This is a genomic window from Methylophaga sp. UBA3192 (assembly GCA_002363955.1).
Lineage (GTDB): Bacteria > Pseudomonadota > Gammaproteobacteria > Nitrosococcales > Methylophagaceae > Methylophaga.
Window position 1 is genome coordinate 516,069 of sequence record DEXE01000003.1, and the last position, 20,511, is coordinate 536,579.

The window sequence follows — 20,511 nt, forward strand, 5'->3', positions numbered from 1 at the left end:
TAAGACGTGGCAATTGTTTATCTTAATGGCGAGTTTCTATCCGCCGATAAAGCACAGGTTTCTGTTTATGATCGCGGGTACTTACTAGGTGATGGTGTTTATGAGGTGATTCCGGTGTATGCCGGAAATGCCTTTTTACTGGATCGTCATTTGCAGCGATTGCAGAACAGTCTGGATGGCGTTCGCATTGAAAATCCGTTCTCCGGTAAGCAATGGACTGACATTGTAAATGAGCTGATCGCCCGGAATAATGCGGGTAATCAATCCTTATATTTACAGGTTACCCGTGGCGTTGCACCCCGCGATCATATTTTCCCAATCGGTGTTGCGCCTAGTGTGTTTATGATGAGTAATCCTTTGCATCCGGTTGCTGAAAGCTGGAAAACCGAAGGCATCAAAGCGATTACTACAGCAGATATTCGCTGGATGCGTTGTGACATCAAAGCGATAACCTTGCTGGCAAATAGTTTGATGAAGCAATTGGCGCAGGATGCGGGGGCGCAGGAAGCATTACTGATTCGTGACAATTATCTCACTGAAGGCTCGGCCAGTAATGCCTATGCGGTGATCGACGGCGTTATTTTCACGGCACCGAAAGATGAAAAAGTCTTGCCCGGTATTACCCGTGATCTGCTCATCGAATTAGCAGCGAAAGCCGATATTCCCTTACATGAAAGAGCGATCAGCGAATCCGCTTTACGTATTGCTGATGAAATATGGATCAGCAGTTCGACGAAAGAAGTTGTGCCAGTCACATTATTGGACGGTGAGATTGTCGGTAGCGGTAAGCCCGGTCCGGTCTGGCAGCAAATGGATGCGTTGTTTCAGCAATATAAAAATGAGGTAGCTTGATGAGTGAAGCAAGCGGAGAAGATACTTTACTGGAGTTTCCCTGCGAATTTCCGGTAAAGGCAATGGGGGAGACACACCCGCAGTTGGATAATATTGTGGTGGAGATCGTGCGCAAGCATGCTGGTGATATTGCTGAGGGGGCAGTCACCAGTAAACAAAGTTCGGGTGGCAAATATACTTCCATCACCGTGGTCATTGAGGCGACCAGTAAAAAACAACTGGACGCCATCTATCAGGAACTCAGTAGTCACGAAGCGGTTAAATACGTGCTCTGATGAAAATTCATGATCTCGGTCTACGAGATTACCTGCCTACATTGATCGCCATGCAGCAGTTCACGCTGCAACGAGATAACCGCACGGAAGACGAGCTTTGGTTGCTGGAACATTTTCCTGTCTACACACAGGGTTTTAATGGTCAGGATGCACATCTGCTGCATAAGAATGCTATTCCAGTCGTAAAAACCGACCGTGGCGGACAGATTACCTACCATGGCCCGGGACAATTAATTGTCTATCCATTGATTGATTTACGCCGCCATAACCTGGGGGTGCGCAACATGATCAGTTGTCTGGAAAACTCAGTCATCGCATTATTAGCCCAGTATGGTATTGATGCTTATGCACGTAAAGATGCTCCGGGGGTATATTGCAATGACGCTAAAATTGCCTCGCTGGGATTACGAGTTAAACGCGGTGCCTGCTATCATGGGCTGAGTTTGAACATTGATATGGATCTGCAACCTTTTGCCGATATCAATCCCTGCGGTTATCCGGGAATGCAAATGACCGACATGAAAACATTAGGTGTAAAGGTAAATATGGCCTCAGTAAAACAACAATTTGTGTCTGTTTTTCTGTCACACATGCAACTGGGTGATAAGTAATGAACGACACGGTTGAAACAGTAAAGCGTGATGTAAAAGCCCTGAAAGGCGCTTCTAAAGTTGCGCGGATTCCGATAAAAATCGAGCCCAGTGATCCGAAACGTAAACCGGAATGGATTCGTGCCAAGTCTCAAGGTGCTCCAGAGGTACAGCGCATCAAACAAATGTTGCGTGATCACGATCTGCATACCGTCTGTGAAGAAGCCTCCTGTCCGAATCTCGGTGAATGTTTTGCTCATGGCACGGCGACGTTTCTGATTATGGGTAATATCTGCACCCGGCGTTGTCCTTTCTGCGATGTGGCACATGGCCGGCCGGATGCGTTGGATGAAAATGAACCGAATCATCTGGCCAAAACTATTGCTGCAATGCAGCTCAAACATGTGGTGGTAACCTCGGTAGATCGCGATGATTTACGCGATGGTGGCGCGGCGCATTTCAGTCGCTGTATCAGTGAAATTCGTCAGCAATCGCCGCAAACCCGTATTGAAGTGCTGGTGCCTGACTTTCGTGGGCGTATGGATGTGGCACTGGAGATTCTGGCGGACAATCCACCGGATATCTTTAATCATAATCTGGAAAGTATTCCACGGCTTTATAAGGCCGTTCGACCGGGTTCGGACTACCAATGGTCACTGGACTTAATCAAACGTTTTCAGCAAATGCATCCTGAAGTGCCCACCAAATCCGGATTGATGCTGGGTCTGGGTGAAACGATTGATGAAGTCAAACAGGTGATGCAGGATTTACGGGACCATGGTTGCCGTATGCTGACACTGGGCCAGTATCTGCAGCCCAGCCGCCATCATCTGGCCGTTGAACGGTTTGTTACTCCTGCTGAATTTGATGAACTCGCTGTGGCAGGCAAAGCAATGGGCTTTGATCATGTGGCCAGTGGACCCATGGTGCGTTCTTCATATCACGCTGATTTACAGGCACAGGGTGAAAAAGTATCTTGAGTCAGTGAATTAGCCGCTGAGGACTTTGATATGACTATCAAACGGCGTCAATTGTTAAAAAATGCAGCCTATCTATCTGCAGCAATGGCCATGCCTTTAGGCTTATCTACCGCGTGTTATCGCGGACAGAAACAGCGTGTTGTCATTGTAGGTGGCGGGTTTTCCGGTGCGACTGCTGCCCGATATCTGTCACTGTGGGCTCCTGATATTGATATCACTTTGATAGAAAAAAACAGTCAGTTTATTTCCTGTCCGCAAAGTAATCTGATGCTTAGCGGTAATCGTAATCTGCAGCAGCTTACCCATGAATATGTGAACTTACAGGCAGATAAGGCTATTCGATTTATTCAGTCTGAAGTAACCGCTGTTGATGTGGATAAGCGTCAACTGTGGCTGGCGGATGATAGCCGTGTAGATTATGACCGGTTGATTATTGCGCCGGGAGTGGATTTTATTTATGACCAGTTTCCTATTTTGGCTACGGCAGAAGCTCAACAACATGTCCCCCATGCCTGGAAAGCGGGTGCCCAGACCGAATTGATGGCTAATCAGTTAAAGTCGATGCGCCAGGGCGGGCTGGTCATCATGACGGTGCCTGCAGCCCCTTTCCGGTGTCCACCTGGCCCGTATGAAAGGGCCTGTCAGATTGCGTTATATCTTAAAAATCATAATCCATCTGGCAAATTACTGATATTGGATGCCAATCCGGATATTGTTTCCAAAAAAGCGTTATTTACCGAGGCCTGGCAACAGCTTTATGATGGCTTTATCGAGTATCAACCGATGAATCCAGTTGAATCGGTCAACGTCGCTAATCTTGAAGTTGAAAGTTTTTTCGAAAGTTACAAAGCTGATGTTTTAAATGTTATCCCCCCTCAGAGAGCCGGGAAAGTAGCTGCGATGGCGGGGGTGATTAATATTGATAACCGTTGGTGTGATGTTGATTATCTGACTTATGAATCCACGGCGGTTGAGCGGGTGCATGTGATCGGTGATGCAGTGGCAGCTAAAGTCCCCAAATCGGCACATATTGCCAATCAGCAAGCCAAGGTCTGTGCGGCTGCGGTAATTGCTTTGTTACGCGATGAATTACCCGAACAGCAACCCGTATTCAGCAATACCTGTTACAGTTTTGTTGATGGACAGCAAGCGGGGCATGTTGCCGCTGTTTATCGTTATGATAAAGATAGCCGGGATATGCTGCCTCATCCCAGCGGCGGGGTTTCCGAATCCGCCAGTGAACAGGAAGGTCTCTATGCCCAAGGCTGGGCGGAAAATATCTGGGCTGATACATTAGGCTGACATTCAGCTTTCTCTGCACTGGCCTGGTCGGGGTTTCGGTCTTTTCCCTTTGCAGTATAATGAGCCGCATTTTCAATAACTCCACCAGCTGGATTTAAACACGAGGTAGTAGATGAGCGATTTTTTACCCGGCCTGGAAGGTGTGCCTGCCACGAAGTCAGCCATTTCATTTATTGATGGCGAAAAAGGCATCCTTAGTTACCGTGGTTATCCACTGGAAACACTGGCAACCAACAGTACTTTTGAAGAAACCACGCTATTGTTACTCGATGGCGAATTACCTACCAAAGCTGCACTGAATCGCTTTTCCAAACAACTGCGCAGCAGCTACCGTATCAAATATCATATCCGCGAAATGATGCGGCATTTTCCGCATACCGGTCATCCGATGGATATGTTACAAACTGCGGTTTGCAGTTTGGGCATGTTTTATCCCGGAACCGAATGTCTGACCGATGCGGATAGCTGTAAAGATATCGATTATGTCCGCAATATGACGGTCAATATCATTGCGCAGATGGCGCCTCTGGTGGCGATGTGGGAACACATGCGTCAGGGCTACGATCCAATCAATCCTCGCGATGACTTATCGGTAGCCGAAAATCTGTTGTATATGTTTACCGGTAAAGAACCGGATAGTCTGATGGCGCGCATTATGGACGTCTGTCTGATTCTGCATGCTGAACATACGTTGAATGCGTCAACCTTTGCCGCCCTGGTTGCGGGTTCCACATTGGCATCACCTTACAGCGTTATTTCGGCAGCAATTGGTACACTTTCTGGCCCGTTACATGGTGGAGCTAATCAGCGTGTCGTCGGCATGCTGCAGGAAATTGGTTCGCCTGATAATGTTGAAGCCTGGGTTGATAAGAAACTGGCCAATAAAGAAGTTATCTGGGGCATGGGGCATCGGGAATATAAGGTTAAGGATCCCCGCGCCACTATCCTGCATAAACTGGTGACCAAGCTGGTGGAAGAACGCGGTGGTTCACTGGATAAGATGTTTTCTACCGCAATGAAGCTGGAAGAAGTCTGTGTGGATCGTCTGGGCCATAAAGGCGTGTATCCGAATGTAGATTTCTATTCCGGTATTCTGTATTCGGAAATGGGCATTCCAGAAGATCAGTTCACTGCCTTGTTTGCGGTTGCTCGTTCAGCCGGTTGGCTGGCACATTGGCGCGAACAGATTTCCAATAACCGTATTTATCGTCCAACGCAGATTTATGTGGGACATGAACAGCGTGAATATATTCCGATGTCTGAACGGAAAAAAGCGCCTAAGCAATAATGGTTTTACTGGCTTCACCTTGTTGCTCGCGTACCAGCCGCGGCACAAGGTAGCCGGGTAATTCACGGCGCATCTCAGCGGTTAAGGCAATGCCTTTAGCTTCGTCTACATCAAAATGACTGGCACCTTGCACTTTATCGAGTAAATGCAGGTAATAGGGCAAGACCTGAACCTCGCTTAATTTTTCACTTAGTGCGATTAAGCTCTCAGCATCATCATTAACTCCCCGTAACAGCACCGCCTGGTTCAACAACTCACACCCGGCATCGCGTAACAGTGATAGTGCATCAGCGGTTTCAGCATCAATTTCATTGGCATGATTAGCATGGATGACCATTACTACACGTAAGGAGGATTTACTGACCCAGCTCAATAAGCTTTTATTGATTCGCTTAGGCAGCACTAATGGTAATCGGGTATGAATTCGCAGCCGTTTGATATGGGGGATTTTTTGTAAGTTTTCTACCATAGCGGCTAATTTTGCATCGGTTAACGCCAGCGGATCACCGCCACTGAAAATAACTTCACGAATACTGTTATCACTTTGCAGTGCAGCGATTGATTGTTGCCATTGACTCGCTAATGGATTGCTTTCACTGTACGGAAAATGCCGGCGAAAACAGTAACGGCAATGAATGGCACAGGCTCCGGTTGTCAGCAATAATGCCCGGCCCTGATATTTATGCAAAATACCGGGTGAGCTGATTGCCAGATGATCTCCCACCGGATCCGCTGAAAAACCTTCGACCTCAATATTTTCATCAATCAGCGGGAAAACCTGACGCAAAAGGGGATCCTGAGGATCGCCATAGCGCATTTTATTGATATAACTTTGCGTTACGCGTAGCGGGAAGTTTTTTAAGCTCTCGGCATCAATCGCTTGCAGACGATTCTCCAGCCCCAGCATTTGCAGCAAGACTGTTGGGTTTTTAATGGCATGACTTAATTCATCCTGCCAATCAGCAAAGATTACGTCAGCTTGCGATTGCGGTATCATAGTGGGCTTTGATTTTGTGAACAGGCGACGATCGTCCCCCAAAAGAGGTAAGCATGGCAAGTTATAGTACAAATGAGTTTAAAGCCGGACTGAAATTCATGATGGATGGCGATCCTTGCAGCATCATCGAAAATGAATTTGTGAAACCCGGTAAAGGCCAGGCGTTTAATCGCGTAAAATTCCGTAACCTGAAAACAGGTCGTGTTAACGAACGTACTTTCAAAACCAATGAATCCGTTGAAAGTGCCGATGTCGTTGAGATTGATTTGGAATTTTCTTATACCGACGGTGAATTCTGGCACTTTATGGATCCGACCAGCTTTGAACAATATGCTGCCGATGCCAATGCCATTACGGACAGCAAAGACTGGCTTAAAGAACAATATACCTACACAGTAACTTTGTGGAATGGCACGCCGTTGCTGGTCACACCACCTAACTTTGTTAATCTGACTGTGGTTGAAACCGATCCAGGTGTGCGTGGTGACACCTCTGGTGGCGGCGGTAAACCGGCAACGTTAGAAACTGGCGCTGTGGTTCGTGTACCGTTATTTATCGAAATCGGTGAAGTGTTACGGGTTGATACCCGTTCAGCATCTTACGTTGAACGCGCCAAGAAAGATTAAAACAATTTTGTTTTTTGCGCTGTTGATGTGCCATTTGAATGATGACAGGCCCTAGAGCATAACTCATGCTGCAAGGCCAACAATTACAGAGCATATTAAAACGGCGGGCAGAGCTTTTAGCAAATGTCCGCCGTTTTTTTTCGACACGTGAAGTGTTGGAGGTCAGTACACCGATCCTGTCTTCGGCGGCACCAACGGCGCCTTATCTCGATAGTTTTCATACGCTGTTTGAAGCTGGAAATCGTTCGAAAACGCTTTATCTGCATACCTCCCCTGAATTTGCGATGAAACGCTTGCTAGCGGCCGGTAGTGGTGGGATTTATCAGATTGCCACGGTATTTCGCAATGGCGAGCTAGGACGGCAACATACACCCGAGTTTTCTATGTTGGAATGGTACCGCCCAGGATTTACGCTGGCGGATTTAATGGCAGAAGTTAATGCCTTTATACAGCAGGTTATCGGAACGCCTCCAGCAGTAACCTGCGCTTACAGTGATTTATTCGCCAGGTATCTGCAGCTGGATATTTATCAAACTGATGTTGATACACTCAAAGCCGTGGCTTTAAAGCATATTTCAGCTTTACCTGCCGATTGGCAGACGGATTATGATGGCTGGCTGGAAATGCTGATGAGTGAAGTGATTGAACCAGAGTTAAAAGCTTTAAATACGCCGGTGCTGGTCACCGAATTTCCTGCATCACAGGCACAGCTTGCCAGAATTCAACCAAATGCAGCCGGTCAGCCAGTGGCAATGCGTTTTGAACTGTACGCTGGTGGTATGGAACTGGCGAATGGTTATGACGAGTTATGTGATGCCACTGAGTTAAGGCAACGCTTTGAACGCGATAATATCGCACGTCAGCAGCAGGGAAAACCTGTCATGCCCATAGATGAAAATCTGCTGGCAGCGATGCAGTCCGGTTTGCCCCAATGCAGTGGTGTGGCTTTAGGGCTGGATCGTTTAATGATGCTGCACCTGGCTGAAGATAATATCTCCAAGGTACAAAGCATCAGTTTTGCAGATAACTGATTTATTCCATCATCCCCGGCAACCACAACGTAATGCCCGGAACCGCAATCAATAGTCCCAGAACCAGCAACTGAATCATCACAAACGGTCGAATTCCACGGTAAATATCCATTAGTTTTAATGTCGGTGGTGCACTGGCTTTCAGATAAAACAATGAAAAACCAAATGGTGGCGTCAGAAACGAGGTTTGCAGATTAATCGCGATCAGCAGGGCAAACCACAACGGATCAATTCCCATATGTATTGCCACTGGCGCAATAATTGGCACGACGATAAAGCAGATTTCGATAAAATCCAGAAAAAATCCTAAAACAAAAATCAGTAACATGCTGAGGAGCAGAAACGTCCATTTGCCTCCAGGCAGTTCGGAAAATATATCCAGAATCAGACCATCACCACCCATGCCGACAAAGACCAGACCAAACGCCGTGGCACCGATAAATATTAAAAACACCATGCTGGTCAAGCGTGCTGTTTTTTGCATCGCATCATTAAGATTAGCGATACTCAGACGGCGATGCAGGGCGGCCAGAATCAACGCCCCTAATGCACCCACTGCAGCAGATTCAGTAGGTGAGGCAATACCGTAAAAAATCGATCCCAAAACGGCAATGATAAGAAATAAAGGCGGCAGCAAGCTTTTTATAACACTGATCCATAGTGCAGCAAGTTCAGGATTGTCATCACGCACGGCGGGTGCCAGATGCGGGTGGCGCCATGCAACAAACGCAATATAAAGCATATAGGCCATGATCAACATCATGCCCGGGACCACGGCACCGATAAACAATTCACCTACCGGTACGCCAATTACATCGCCTAATAGAATCAGAATAATGCTTGGTGGAATAATCTGTCCCAATGTCCCGGAAGCAGCAATGGTGCCACTGGCTAATGACGGTGCATAACCGCGTTTGAGCATGGTAGGTAAAGCAATGACGGTCATGGTCACCACCGACGCACCCACGACTCCGGTTGTTGCTGCCAGCAGCGCACCAACCATGACAACTGAGATAGCCAGGCCTCCACGAATACGGCCAAATACCCGGCCCATGGTATCGAGCAATTCTTCCGCGACACCGGATTTTTCCAGCACAACCCCCATAAACACAAAAAGAGGGACAGCCAGCAAGGTGAAGTTGGTCATGATGCCCCAGATGCGAAACGGCAACAGCTGGAAGAAATCAAAACCCAGATAGATACTGCCAAATAACAACGAAATGGCACCCAGCACGAAGGCGACCGGATAACCGGTCAGTAACAGCAGGATTAACAGTCCAAACATCAGCAGAGCAATATATTCCATTACTTTTGCTCCTGATGACTGCGAATAATGCGGATATTACGAATTAGCTCAGCCACCGCCTGAATCATTATCAACAGGAAGCCCAATAACAGTGCTGATTTGAGAATAAACCGATAGGGCAGGCCGCCCGGGTCTGGTGAGCCTTCCTGATAGAGAAACGAATTGTAGGCAAATGGCCAACTGCTGATCAGAATCAGCAGACAGAACGGCATCAGAAACAATACAATGCCAAGCGTATCTATCCAGGCGCGATGCTTATCCGTCAGGCGCTGACTGCGATATAAAATATCCACCCGCACATGGGCGTCGTGCTTCAAGGTATAAGCGCTGCCGAGTAGAAATATGAGCGCGAACAGGTGCCATTCCAGTTCTTGCAGTCCTACAGAGCCTTGTTGAAACAGATAACGCATCATCACGTCGTAACAGGTTAACAATACCAGCAGTAATACCAGCCAGCTACTGAGTTTGCCTGTGTATTCGGTAAAACGGTTTATCGAGGTTTCCAAAGTGATAAAAAATCGGTCCATGGTGGTTTCGGTCATCAACAGGAATAAACGCCAAAGTTTCCCACAAACCAGCTGATTGCTCCAGTAATTGCTCAGTTTATGAAATTTATGTTTTGACTATCCGCAATGCGTAATGGAAGTGTTAAAGTGATATGGACTTATCATTAATCAGGAGACACGACATGGATAACACTGGTCTTAAAGATAGTGGTGAAAAGCAGCAACTAATCCGCTTACTGTATATGTTGCTTTATGGTTTTGTGCTGTATCTGACCATGACTGTTTTAGCCATAGTGGTCATTGTGCAGTTTGTCTTTGCATTATTTAGCGGTAGTGCCAATGAATCAATCCGGGGTTTTTCAAAAGATTTGGCCCGCTTTATCCAGCAAATTGTTTTATTTCTGACATACAATGATGAAAGAAAACCTTTTCCGTTCAATCCTTTATATGATGAGGTAGAGGTTGAAGCGGTGTATGATAACGATGATTATATTGCGGATTATGAAGATATTAGCGACCGAGATGATCCGAACAAACCTAAACCATAAATCTGACTGAAGGAACCTTAAATTTCTTATGCTCACTGTAATCTCACCAGCGAAGACGCTCGATTTTGATACACCTTCGCATACCGATAAATACACTGAACCACGGTTTCTGACACAATCACAGCAATTGATAGATCAATTGAAAAAGCTGTCTTCTCAGGAAATTGCCGGCCTGATGAAGATCAGTGACAAGCTGGCTGGTTTAAATATGGCACGGTTTCAACAATGGGAAACGCCTTTTACCGAGAAGAACGCCAAACAAGCGATCCTGGCATTTAAAGGAGATGTGTATACCGGTCTGAACGCTGAAACCCTGAATGAAAATGGGTTGGCGTTTGCACAGCAACATTTACGGATCTTGTCCGGCCTGTACGGTGTATTAAGACCTTTGGATCTGATACAGCCCTATCGTTTGGAGATGGGTACGCCATTTCAGAATGATGCTGGCAGAGATCTCTACAGTTTCTGGGGAGAGAAATTGCAGGAATCGTTGCAAGCAGAACCGGCGTTAAGTGATGGCGTGTTAATCAACCTTGCATCGAATGAATATTTTAAAGCAGTGAATGCTAAAAAACTTAATGTGACCATTATTACACCGGTTTTTAAAGACTGGAAAAATGGTCAGTATAAAATGATCAGTTTTTATGCCAAAAAAGCACGGGGACTGATGAGCCGTTACATTATTGATCAACAAATTAATTCGCCGGAAAAACTCAAGCAATTTGACTTGGATGGTTATCGATACAGTGACGAAATGAGTCAAAAAAATGATTGGGTATTTATCCGGGATCATGATTAACTAAGGTGAGCTAGTGAAGGCAATGGAGCCAAGGACGGTATGTCGATACATAGCATTTATGCTGGTTTGGATTGGCTTTTTGGTGTGCCTCCCTGTTAGAGCAGAAGTGGTTCTGAGTTCAGACGAGCAGGACTATCTCACCAAAAAACAATCGATAACGCTATGTACGGATCCCGACTGGCTCCCGTATGAAGGTATCGATGAAAAAGGCCGGTTTACCGGCATCATGTCTGACTTTTATGACTTATGGTCCGACAAAATAAAGACACCAATAGAGTTGGTTACCACATCAAGTTGGGAACAGTCACTGCAATTTGTGCAGGCTGGTCAGTGCGATATTCTTGCCAGTGCTCAGGATGTTCCCAGTCGGCGTGAATGGCTCAACGTAACGCGTCCCTTTATTTTTTATCCATTGGCTGTTGCCACACAGCCGGACCATGAGTTTGTGGTGAAATTCGAACAGATTCGCGAGCGTGATTTTGTCATGGTGGAGGGGTATGCCGGTGTTGAAATGCTGCGTAATCGTTATCCGGATATCAATATCCGCATTGTCGATACGCCACGGCATGGTTTGAAACAGGTCGAAACGGGTCAGGCTTATGGATATATCGATACCGTCCCGACGATAAATTACCAGATGTTACGCTGGGGAATTTCCCACCTGAAAATCAGTGGGGTGCTGGATCAGCAATATGCAATGTCGGTGGGGGTGAGCACCAGAGAGCCGCAATTGCTTGATATTTTCAACAAGGTGATTACTGATACCACTGAGATGGAACGTCAGAGAGTGCTGGCTAACTGGTTGTCAATCGATTATCCGCAACCCGCAGATAATGCTTTGTTCTGGCAGTTACTGGCTGGCATTTTGTTGGTACTGCTGGTGCTGGTTTATCGTTATTGGCAGATGCATCACCATAACCGGAATTTATTGCATTTAAATACCAGGCTTGAACAAATTTCCCAGCATGACCATCTGACAGGGCTGGCCAATCGCTATGCATTGTATCAGCGGTTTACTCTGGAACTGGATGCGGCCAATCGATCACAACAGGCCTTTTCGTTAATCCTGTTGGATGTGGATTATTTTAAAACGATTAATGACGAGTATGGCCATGATGTGGGTGATGACGTTATCAAAGAGTTTGCCTTGCTGTTGAAGTCGATGGTGCGTGAAAATGACTTGGTAGGTCGATGGGGCGGTGAAGAATTTTTGATCCTCTGTTCACAAACCTCACAAAATGGCGCTTTGCGATTGGCTGAGCAAATGCGTCTTCAGATACAACAATATGTTTTTAATGTTGATCAGCTTATTACAGCCAGTTTCGGAGTAAGTGAATTCAGGCACGGTGAAATGATTAATGATACGATTAAACGTGCTGACGAGGCATTATATCGGGCCAAAGATAATGGGCGAAATCAGATTGTAACGGCGGATTCTGATTAATATGAATTTAAAACAAAACAGGGAGTTAACGCCGGGAAGATATTTTTTTGCCCTGTCTCCAGACTTAAACTCCCGCATGCAGATTCAACATATAATGAAACGTCTGCCAGATGACCCTTCTCTCAAGTTACAAACTACTGATAACTTACATCAGACTTTATTATTTCTCGGACAACTGGATCAACAGCAAATCAATGCATTGTTAAAACATGTCGACTCAATACGCTGTCCGGCAATAGATATGCAGTTTGATCTTGTTTCCTACTGGGAAACGCCGGGTATTTTCTGTCTGACCAGTCGCACGCCCAGAGCGGTATTGTTTGATTTAGTCAGTAAGCTGGAACAGATTGCCAGGGAAGCAGAGATAAAAGTAGATGAAAGACCCTACCAACCCCATATTACATTGGCACGTAAAGCCAGCGGAGCAGTATCTGTGCCGATTGCTCCGGTGTGTTTTAAAGCAGAACAACTGGTACTAATGAAGTCGGTATCAACAGAACAAGGGCCGCAATATCAACCAATCATGCACTGGCCAATCACCGCTGCCTGAATGGCTCTATTTTGGTCAGTGAGAACACAGTAAATCTGTTATAAATATAACAGTCTCCTATTGGCCAGCCTGTTCATGATCTCAAAAGCCAAACCAATCAATTTAAGTTCGTTATTGATGCTGGTATCAGCATTGTTAACCAGCGGACAATTATTGGCAGAGCAAACCACCTTGCGGGTCGGTGTCTATGAAAATCCACCCAAGCTGTTGACGGATTCAAAAGGACAGCTAACGGGCATTCTGGGTGACATTCTGCAAGTGATCGCAGCTCAGGAAAACTGGCAGTTGATTGCCGTGCCATGTTATTGGAATGAATGTCTGCAGCAGCTCGCCAATGGTGAAATTGATTTGTTACCGGATGTAGCAGCGAGTTCGGCACGCAGTGAATTATATGATTTTCATTCCACTGCAGCATTACTCAGCTGGTCACAGATTTATGTCAATCGCAGGCATACCCTGAGCAGTTTACTGGAGCTTGATGGTAAACGACTGGCGTTACTTCGAGGTTCGATTCAATACGATTATTTACGTCAATTGGCAGAAAATTTCAGTATTGATGTCACCTTTGTTCTGGTTGATACACAGGAAGCAGCTTTTGCAGCGTTAATGAATGGCATTGCCGATGCCGTAACAGCAAATAACTTTATTAGTGAACTTAAAGCTGCCGAACTGAACTTAAAACCCACACCGGTTGTTTTTCAACCCAGCCGTTTGTATTTTGCAACGACTCGCGGTCAGCATGGCGAAGTGTTGCAGGCCATTGATAAGTATTTGCAACAATGGCAAGCAGACACTGAGTCGCCCTACTTTTCCATTTTGAATGATTGGAATAGTTCTGAAACCAAGGCAACCATTCCAAAAGAAATCTGGTGGTTAGTTATTGCCCTGATTGCAGGTTTTGCCAGCGCAATACTATTTTCACTGTTAATGCGGCGTCGCGTTCATGAAAAAAATATTTCGCTGCGTCAAACTCAGCAAAATTTGAGTGTCATTCTGGATAGTGTCGATGCCCATGTTTATATCAAAGATCTGCAATTGCATTACCAGTATGTCAATCAAAACCTGTGCAAACTGATTGGCCTGGAAGATAAAGATATATTAGGTAAAACCGATGAAATACTGTTTGACCGTGAAACCTGCCAGACTTTGCGTGAAAATGATCTAAGAGTTATCGAAAAAGGTGAACGTATTGTAGAGGAAGAAACCATTAAGGTTCATGGCTCTGCTAAACCTCTAACCTTCTTATCGGTCAAAATGTCGTTGCGGCGTGAAGACGGCACTATCTACGCCTTATGCGGCATCTCGACAGACATCACGGATCATCTTTTGATTCAAAAGCAGCTTCGTAAACTGGCGTTATATGATTCGTTGACGGGATTGGCAAATCGTCGGTTACTGATGGAATTTCTGGATGATTCACTGGCAGAAAGTCATCAATCGAAAATGGAAGGCGCATTATTGATAATCGATCTTGATGCGTTTAAAACCTTGAATGACACGTTAGGACATCACGCAGGCGATTTATTACTCCAGGGGGTTTCCAAACGCCTTCAATCACGGTTGGCACCCAATGATTTAGTTGCCAGATTGGGATCGGACGAGTTTGTTATCGTCAAGCCGAACATGGGAGCAAATCGAGTTGAGGTGGAAGCGGCCGCACAACAGCTAGCTGAAGAGATCCTGCTGGATTTTGTGTTGCCCTTTATATTGGATCAGACACAGTATATTGCCTCTGCCAGTGTGGGTATTGCCTTATTTTCTGATGCAGAAGGCGATGTTGAACGTTTACTGCAAGAGGCTGATATGGCGCTATACCGGGCCAAAGCATCAGGCCGTAACAGCCTGAGGTTTTTTGACCCGATCATGCAGAAAGAAGTGAACCGTCGCAGTGAATTGGAACGCAAATTACGAGAAGCTATTTCACTGCAGCAGTTAGAATTGTACGTGCAACCGCAAATCAGTAGTGATCAGCAATATGTTGGAATGGAAGCGTTATTACGCTGGCATGATCCCGTAGAAGGGTTTATTTCACCTGCTGACTTTATCCCGGTCGCTGAGTCGAGTGGCCTGATCATCCCATTGGGTGCATGGGTGTTGAGAAAAGCCTGTGAAATACTGGCTGAGTGGTCAACGCTACCAGGCATGGAGAATCTGACTTTATCGGTCAATATCAGCCCCAGACAGTTCCGTCATTTGCAGTTTGTTGAGTATATAGACAGCTGTATCGACGAATTTGGTGTGAACCCCAACCATCTGGAACTGGAAGTCACAGAGAGTTTATTGATTGAAGATATTGATCTCACTATCGAGCGAATGAATATGTTACGTCAGCGAGGATTACGCTTTGCCCTGGATGACTTCGGTACCGGTTACGCGTCATTGAGTTATTTAAAATTACTGCCGTTAAACAAATTGAAGATTGACCAGTCATTTGTGCGGGATGTGCTGACAGATATTAACGATGAAGCCATTGTCAGTACTATTATTGCGTTGGGACAAAGTCTGGATTTAGCCGTGATTGCCGAGGGCGTGGAAACGGCTGAACAGGCGACCCTGTTGGAAAGATCCGGTTGTCACGTATATCAGGGGTATCACTTCGGTAAGCCCGCACCGGTTGCCGAGTGGCAGCAGATTATTGGCGAAATTCGTTTAAAGCATAAAGCCCATTAATTGTTTGTCGCTGAACTTGGTTAAAGCTTGCGCAACTCAATGCCACCTGGTTTTGGTATCAACGTGTTTGTTGTAAAAAATTGTATGGCTTTATCAGTAGTGACCTGATGAAATAAGCTGTATTTCCATACAATATGTCAGTTCAATAAAAGGCATGCCATACATTGTCGTTTTTTGTATGCAGATATGCTTGTTTTTGTCGGGAAAAATGCCTAGCGTGTGCCTATCTATTCATAGGATTCAGCCATGCCTTTGTGGAAACCCCGAATTGAAGCGGATGCCAAATCCAAGTATCTCGGCATCGTCGAAGCATTAGAAGCCGATATCTATTCCGGTTATGTTAAAGCCGGTGATCGTTTACCGGCACAGCGAGCCGTTGCTGAAGCATTGAATGTGGATCTGACTACGGTAACCCGTGCTTTCAATGAAGCACGCCGTCGTGGATTGATTGATGCCACCACGGGACGAGGCAGTTATGTCAGGCATCATGTTGAAAGTAAACTGATTTCCCATATTTCAGAAGCCCGCCCATTGCTCGACCTGAGCATGAATAATCCGCCACAACCAGAATCTGCTGGTTTACAGCAACATATACCACAGGGTATTGCCCAGCTTATTGCCGGAGCGGACAGGGTGTTGCAGCTGCATTATCAGGACAGCGCCGGTAATCCGCATGATCGGAGCGCTGCAGCTGGTTGGCTGAGACAAACAATAGATAGTGTTACCGTCGAACGCACCTTGATTACCGGTGGAGCACAGTCTGCGTTGTATGCCATTTTGCATTGTATGGCTCAACCGGGCGACATTATTGCCTGTGGTGAATTTGTCTATCCCGGCTTGAAATCGGCCGCCGAGCAGCTTCGGCTAACTTTGCAACCATTGACTATGGATGAAGAGGGGGTGTTGCCGGATGCTTTTGAGCAGGCTTGTCGGCTACATGCCATGAAAGCGATTTATCTGGTGCCGAGCATGGACAACCCGACAACAGCCACCATGTCATTACTGCGACGCCAGCAAATCGTAACCATCGCCGATGAATATGACATCACCATCATAGAAGATGATCCCTATTCGCCGCTGCAAACTGAGCCTGTTAAAGCATTAGTTGATTTAGCCGCTGAACGCACATGGTATATACGCACACTGTCCAAGTGTATAACTCCCGCGCTGCGTCTGGCCTATGTTATTGCTCCCAGTAACTCAAAGGCATTGGGACTGACCAATGTCTTGCGTGCGATGAGTGTCATGGCGTCACCGCTGATGGCCGCCCTGGTTTCACGCTGGATTTATGATGGGCGTATTAACCGGTTTGCTGAAGCCATTCGAGAAGAAAACCGTCTGCGCCAGCAAATTGCCGGGCAAGTATTAACGGGTATGGAGTTTTACAGCCATGAAGAAGGACACCATATCTGGCTGCAATTACCCACTTACTGGCAGGCCAGTGCATTTGCCGAACAGGCCACAGTACTAGGTGTATCGGTAGTCGCATGCAACAGTTTCGGCTTCAGCGAGAATCAACGACAGGCTGTTCGATTGTCGTTGGGTCTGTCACCGGATCATGCAACGCTTTCTCAGGCATTAACCATTTTGCGCGGCTTGCTGACTCAGCCCGCAAGCTCCCTGCATCACATTATCTGACCCCAGAGGTGAAGAAATATGACTGAACAACCGATTCACTTTATGGAAAAAAACGGCGATATCTATGAGGAAATGGCCGATTGGGATGTGAATGCCGGTGGCGAGAAAATCGTCGCCAAACGTATGTCTGGACGGTTTCGTAATCTGAAATGGTTTGGTATGTCGGTGTGGCTTTTTTACTTTCTGGTACCTTACATTCGTTGGAATGGTGAACAAGCCGTATTACTGGATATCCCCAATCGTCAGTTTCATTTCTTTGACTTGACTATTTTCCCTCAGGATATCTGGATGTTATCGCTGACCTTATTGTTTTTTGCCATTCTGCTGGCGGCAGTGACCAGTGTTGCCGGGCGGGTTTTCTGTGGTTATTTCTGTTTCCAGACGGTTTGGACAGATATATACACATGGATTGAAGGCAAGCTGGAAGGCGATACACCTCAGAAACAATTGCGCTTTAAACAGGCGCCATGGTCGGCAGGAAAACTGCTGAAGAAAATCAGCAAACACAGTTTATGGATGGCAATTGCATTGCTGACGGGGCTGACATTTTCGGCCTGGTTTATGGATGCTTTTGAATTGTGGCGGGATGTTTTCAGCCTGCAGGCACATATTGCCGTGTGGATTGTGATGGCGGTATTTACCACTTTCACTTATGTATTCGCCGGATTTATGCGCGAACAGGTGTGTTTCTGGTTATGTCCGTATGCACGTTTACAGGGCGTTATGTATGACCAGAATACAATTTTGCCTGCGTATGATGCCGAGCGGGGTGAACCTCGTGGCAAACTGAAAAAAGGTCAGACCGATCCCAGTAAAGGTAGCTGTATAGATTGCAAACTTTGTGTCAACGTCTGCCCGACAGGTATTGATATTCGTAAAGGCCAGCAGGAAGGCTGTATTACCTGTGGTATGTGTATCGATGCCTGCGATTCGGTGATGGACAAAATAAATGAGCCGCGCGGCTTGATACGCTATGCCTCTTATGCTGAGTTACAAGGGCACAGTAAACCGCAGCCTTTATACAAACGTCCGCGAGTCATTATTTACAGTCTGATCCTGCTGGCTTCTCTGGCTGGTATTGCTTATGGCTTTTTATCCCTGTCAGCGACCGATTTCAGTGTCAGACCTGATCGTCAGCCTTTATACGTTCAACTCAGCGATGGTTCGATTCAAAACCGTTACTCGCTCAAATTACTGAACAAACAGAATGTGCCGATTGAGGTGCAATATCAGATTGAGGGGCTTGCTGGTGCAAGCCTGCATGGTTTGGATGAAACCTACATTATCGAACCGGCCAAGGTAAGTGTGGTTACAGCGCTGGTTCGTGTAGCCGAATCTGATCTGCAGGGTGGCATCAGCAAACTCAGGTTTAAAGTTAACGTAATTGAAGGACCACAGTCAGAAATTACCTATGAAACTATCTTTATCGCACCCGAATAATGTCGGGTGCGATAAGCTGTTTAATCCTTTTGTTTGACAAACAGCTCATACAGATCGGCCCGGCGATCTTTCAGATTGGTGACTGCACCTTCGTTTCGCACCAGTTTGAGTTTATCCAGATCCAGATCGGAAAACATGATCATTTCGCTGTTCGGTGTGGTTTCAGCCATTATCGCATCGTGCGGAAAAGCAAAATCGGAAGGAGAAAACACCGATGACTGGGCATACTGTACATCCAGGTTTTCAACTTTCGGCAAGTTGCCCACACTGCCGGTAATTGCCACATAACATTCATTTTCGATAGCGCGTGCACGGGCACAATGACGAACGCGCAGATAACTGTTTTTGGTGTCAGTCCAGAACGGTACAAAAATAATATCCACTTCCTGATCTGCTGCAATTCGGCCCAGTTCAGGGAATTCAATGTCATAGCAAATCATAATGGCAACTCGCCCGGCATCGGTTTCGAACACCTGAAACTTGTTGCCGCCTTCAATGACCCAGTCACGGCGTTCATGGGGTGTGATATGGATTTTGCGTTGTTCGTCAACCCGGCCATCACGATGACAAAGATAGGACACGTTATAGACCCGGTCATTTTCCAGTAGCGGCATTGAACCGGTAATAATATTGATATTGTAACTGACCGCCATGTCAGACATTTCATTACGGAACTGCTCGGTAAAGCCTGCCAGATAACGAATTGCCCGGGTTTGATCCATTTGATCGGTGAGCCCCATCAAAGGTGCATTAAAAAACTCGGGAAACAGTGCAAAGTCACTTTTATAATCCGATAATGCATCGACAAAATACTCGACCTGTTTAAGTACTTCCTCTACCGAATGAAATTCACGCATCTGCCATTGCACTGCACCTAATCGAACCTGAGTTTTTTTTACATCCAGCAATGACGTTGGCGGGGTATAAAGAATATTATTCCAGTCCAGTAACGTGGCATGTCCCAGTGATTTTTTATCTTCTGGTAAATACTTATGCATCAAACGCATCACCTGAAAATCATTGGAGAGCTGAAACGTCAAAATGGGGTCATAAATTTCTTTTCGTGAGACCTGCTCAATGTACTCGGCAGGTGAAAGCTTGTCGGCAAATTTGTGATAATTGGGGATTCTCCCGCCGGCCAGAATAGCGCGCAGATTCATTGAACGGCACAATTCCTTACGTGCTTCATACAAACGGCGGCCCAGCCGGTAGCCACGATATTCAGGGTGGATAAAAACATCCAGTCCATACAATGAGTCACCTTTTGGGTTATGCCAGATTTTGTCATTTTTCAGGATTAAATCATCATAGGTATGCGGATTGCTGAATCGTTCATAACTGACCATGACGGTTAGCGCTACAGCAATTAATTCCCCTGAGTCTTCTATGCAGATTTGCCCATCCTGAAACTGATTGATCAATCCTTCAATGGTGGGTTGAGGCCAGGCGCCACCAATATCATCGTACACAGTGTCCATCAGATTTTTGAGCTGATCGTAATCCTCTAATGTTAGATTACGTAAATTCAGGTGCAGCTCTTCGTGGGCCATAAACGCTCCGTAGTTCAATAATGAAATATCGATTGAGTCTAGCAGATGCAGACAGGCATGTTTTAATGTTGAGATTAATCCGCACTAGGGCGTGTTTATCTTTCATATCCACCACTGCT

General features: G+C 46.1%; 19 protein-coding genes. 15 read left to right on the forward strand and 4 right to left on the reverse strand.

Annotation, left to right across the window (positions count from 1 at the left end):
- Window positions 1–6 precede the first annotated feature (6 nt).
- The 6 genes from dat to B2337_RS04140 all read left to right on the forward strand — a co-directional run bounded on the left by dat (window position 7) and on the right by B2337_RS04140 (window position 5,287).
- Window positions 7–852 (forward strand): D-amino-acid transaminase, encoded by an 846-nt coding sequence (gene dat / locus B2337_RS04115; RefSeq protein ID WP_292414059.1) that lies wholly within the window; start codon window positions 7–9, stop codon window positions 850–852.
- Window positions 852–1,127 carry an HP0495 family protein gene (locus B2337_RS04120; RefSeq protein WP_292362407.1) on the forward strand — a complete coding sequence of 92 codons (276 nt, stop codon included), beginning with the start codon at window positions 852–854 and terminating at the stop codon, window positions 1,125–1,127. Before dat ends, B2337_RS04120 begins: the two co-directional genes overlap by 1 nt.
- Complete coding sequence (gene lipB / locus B2337_RS04125) at window positions 1,127–1,738, forward strand: lipoyl(octanoyl) transferase LipB (protein WP_292362408.1); 612 nt, start codon at window positions 1,127–1,129, stop codon at window positions 1,736–1,738. Before B2337_RS04120 ends, lipB begins: the two co-directional genes overlap by 1 nt.
- Window positions 1,738–2,697, forward strand: a complete 960-nt coding sequence (gene lipA / locus B2337_RS04130) for a lipoyl synthase (protein ID WP_292362409.1) — start codon at window positions 1,738–1,740, stop codon at window positions 2,695–2,697. Before lipB ends, lipA begins: the two co-directional genes overlap by 1 nt.
- Before the next feature lie 30 nt (window positions 2,698–2,727).
- Window positions 2,728–3,999 carry an NAD(P)/FAD-dependent oxidoreductase gene (locus B2337_RS04135; protein WP_292362410.1) on the forward strand — a complete coding sequence of 424 codons (1,272 nt, stop codon included), beginning with the start codon at window positions 2,728–2,730 and terminating at the stop codon, window positions 3,997–3,999.
- Window positions 4,000–4,111: 112 nt separating this feature from the next.
- Window positions 4,112–5,287 carry a citrate synthase gene (locus B2337_RS04140; protein ID WP_292414060.1) on the forward strand — a complete coding sequence of 392 codons (1,176 nt, stop codon included), beginning with the start codon at window positions 4,112–4,114 and terminating at the stop codon, window positions 5,285–5,287.
- Here B2337_RS04140 and epmB read toward each other — a convergent pair.
- Window positions 5,277–6,284 carry an EF-P beta-lysylation protein EpmB gene (gene epmB, locus B2337_RS04145; protein ID WP_292414061.1) on the reverse strand — a complete coding sequence of 336 codons (1,008 nt, stop codon included), beginning with the start codon at window positions 6,282–6,284 and terminating at the stop codon, window positions 5,277–5,279. The two genes, B2337_RS04140 and epmB, sit on opposite strands and share 11 nt — an antisense overlap.
- Window positions 6,285–6,337: 53 nt before the next feature.
- Between epmB and efp the strand changes: the two genes are divergently transcribed.
- Window positions 6,338–6,910 carry an elongation factor P gene (gene efp, locus B2337_RS04150; RefSeq protein WP_292362412.1) on the forward strand — a complete coding sequence of 191 codons (573 nt, stop codon included), beginning with the start codon at window positions 6,338–6,340 and terminating at the stop codon, window positions 6,908–6,910.
- Window positions 6,911–6,975: 65 nt separating this feature from the next.
- Entirely contained in the window at window positions 6,976–7,941 is a 966-nt protein-coding gene (gene epmA / locus B2337_RS04155; RefSeq protein WP_292362413.1) for an EF-P lysine aminoacylase EpmA, read from the forward strand.
- A gap of 1 nt (window position 7,942) precedes the next feature.
- Here the strand turns inward: epmA and B2337_RS04160 are convergent, their stop codons facing one another.
- Both B2337_RS04160 and B2337_RS04165 read right to left on the reverse strand, forming a co-directional pair.
- Window positions 7,943–9,247 carry a TRAP transporter large permease gene (locus tag B2337_RS04160; protein WP_292362414.1) on the reverse strand — a complete coding sequence of 435 codons (1,305 nt, stop codon included), beginning with the start codon at window positions 9,245–9,247 and terminating at the stop codon, window positions 7,943–7,945.
- Window positions 9,247–9,789: a TRAP transporter small permease subunit gene (locus B2337_RS04165; protein ID WP_292362415.1), complete on the reverse strand. Its 543-nt coding sequence runs from the start codon at window positions 9,787–9,789 to the stop codon at window positions 9,247–9,249. Before B2337_RS04165 ends, B2337_RS04160 begins: the two co-directional genes overlap by 1 nt.
- A gap of 146 nt (window positions 9,790–9,935) precedes the next feature.
- Between B2337_RS04165 and B2337_RS04170 the strand changes: the two genes are divergently transcribed.
- The 7 genes from B2337_RS04170 (at window position 9,936) to ccoG (ending at window position 18,842) form a co-directional block, all read left to right on the forward strand.
- Window positions 9,936–10,301 carry a DUF4389 domain-containing protein gene (locus B2337_RS04170; RefSeq protein ID WP_292362416.1) on the forward strand — a complete coding sequence of 122 codons (366 nt, stop codon included), beginning with the start codon at window positions 9,936–9,938 and terminating at the stop codon, window positions 10,299–10,301.
- 28 nt (window positions 10,302–10,329) lie between these two features.
- Window positions 10,330–11,100 (forward strand): peroxide stress protein YaaA, encoded by a 771-nt coding sequence (gene yaaA, locus B2337_RS04175; protein WP_292414062.1) that lies wholly within the window; start codon window positions 10,330–10,332, stop codon window positions 11,098–11,100.
- 106 nt (window positions 11,101–11,206) lie between these two features.
- Window positions 11,207–12,544, forward strand: a complete 1,338-nt coding sequence (locus B2337_RS04180) for a diguanylate cyclase (RefSeq protein WP_292414063.1) — start codon at window positions 11,207–11,209, stop codon at window positions 12,542–12,544.
- Window position 12,545: 1 nt separating this feature from the next.
- Entirely contained in the window at window positions 12,546–13,094 is a 549-nt protein-coding gene (gene thpR / locus B2337_RS04185; RefSeq protein WP_292362419.1) for an RNA 2',3'-cyclic phosphodiesterase, read from the forward strand.
- Between the two features lie 75 nt (window positions 13,095–13,169).
- A complete protein-coding gene (locus B2337_RS04190) occupies window positions 13,170–15,764 on the forward strand; it encodes an EAL domain-containing protein (RefSeq protein ID WP_292414064.1) in 2,595 nt (864 codons plus the stop codon).
- 246 nt (window positions 15,765–16,010) lie between these two features.
- Window positions 16,011–17,402, forward strand: a complete 1,392-nt coding sequence (locus B2337_RS04195; protein ID WP_292414065.1) for a PLP-dependent aminotransferase family protein — start codon at window positions 16,011–16,013, stop codon at window positions 17,400–17,402.
- Between the two features lie 18 nt (window positions 17,403–17,420).
- Entirely contained in the window at window positions 17,421–18,842 is a 1,422-nt protein-coding gene (gene ccoG, locus B2337_RS04200; protein WP_292414066.1) for a cytochrome c oxidase accessory protein CcoG, read from the forward strand.
- A 20-nt stretch (window positions 18,843–18,862) separates the two neighbouring features.
- Here ccoG and B2337_RS04205 read toward each other — a convergent pair whose 3' ends face one another.
- A complete protein-coding gene (locus tag B2337_RS04205; RefSeq protein WP_292362423.1) occupies window positions 18,863–20,392 on the reverse strand; it encodes a bifunctional GNAT family N-acetyltransferase/carbon-nitrogen hydrolase family protein in 1,530 nt (509 codons plus the stop codon).
- Window positions 20,393–20,511: the final 119 nt, after the last annotated feature.

What these genes read in the sequence shown, in the direction of transcription:
- epmB (WP_292414061.1), bottom strand. Translation starts at nt 6,284, where the DNA reads ATGATACCGCAATCGCAAGCTGACGTAATCTTTGCTGATTGGCAGGAT.
- thpR (WP_292362419.1), top strand. Translation starts at nt 12,546, where the DNA reads ATGAATTTAAAACAAAACAGGGAGTTAACGCCGGGAAGATATTTTTTT.
- B2337_RS04170 (WP_292362416.1), top strand. Translation starts at nt 9,936, where the DNA reads ATGGATAACACTGGTCTTAAAGATAGTGGTGAAAAGCAGCAACTAATC.
- yaaA (WP_292414062.1), top strand. Translation starts at nt 10,330, where the DNA reads ATGCTCACTGTAATCTCACCAGCGAAGACGCTCGATTTTGATACACCT.
- lipB (WP_292362408.1), top strand. Translation starts at nt 1,127, where the DNA reads ATGAAAATTCATGATCTCGGTCTACGAGATTACCTGCCTACATTGATC.
- lipA (WP_292362409.1), top strand. Translation starts at nt 1,738, where the DNA reads ATGAACGACACGGTTGAAACAGTAAAGCGTGATGTAAAAGCCCTGAAA.
- B2337_RS04195 (WP_292414065.1), top strand. Translation starts at nt 16,011, where the DNA reads ATGCCTTTGTGGAAACCCCGAATTGAAGCGGATGCCAAATCCAAGTAT.
- B2337_RS04205 (WP_292362423.1), bottom strand. Translation starts at nt 20,392, where the DNA reads ATGGCCCACGAAGAGCTGCACCTGAATTTACGTAATCTAACATTAGAG.
- ccoG (WP_292414066.1), top strand. Translation starts at nt 17,421, where the DNA reads ATGACTGAACAACCGATTCACTTTATGGAAAAAAACGGCGATATCTAT.
- epmA (WP_292362413.1), top strand. Translation starts at nt 6,976, where the DNA reads ATGCTGCAAGGCCAACAATTACAGAGCATATTAAAACGGCGGGCAGAG.
- B2337_RS04135 (WP_292362410.1), top strand. Translation starts at nt 2,728, where the DNA reads ATGACTATCAAACGGCGTCAATTGTTAAAAAATGCAGCCTATCTATCT.
- B2337_RS04190 (WP_292414064.1), top strand. Translation starts at nt 13,170, where the DNA reads ATGATCTCAAAAGCCAAACCAATCAATTTAAGTTCGTTATTGATGCTG.
- B2337_RS04140 (WP_292414060.1), top strand. Translation starts at nt 4,112, where the DNA reads ATGAGCGATTTTTTACCCGGCCTGGAAGGTGTGCCTGCCACGAAGTCA.
- B2337_RS04120 (WP_292362407.1), top strand. Translation starts at nt 852, where the DNA reads ATGAGTGAAGCAAGCGGAGAAGATACTTTACTGGAGTTTCCCTGCGAA.
- B2337_RS04165 (WP_292362415.1), bottom strand. Translation starts at nt 9,789, where the DNA reads ATGACCGAAACCACCATGGACCGATTTTTTATCACTTTGGAAACCTCG.
- B2337_RS04160 (WP_292362414.1), bottom strand. Translation starts at nt 9,247, where the DNA reads ATGGAATATATTGCTCTGCTGATGTTTGGACTGTTAATCCTGCTGTTA.
- efp (WP_292362412.1), top strand. Translation starts at nt 6,338, where the DNA reads ATGGCAAGTTATAGTACAAATGAGTTTAAAGCCGGACTGAAATTCATG.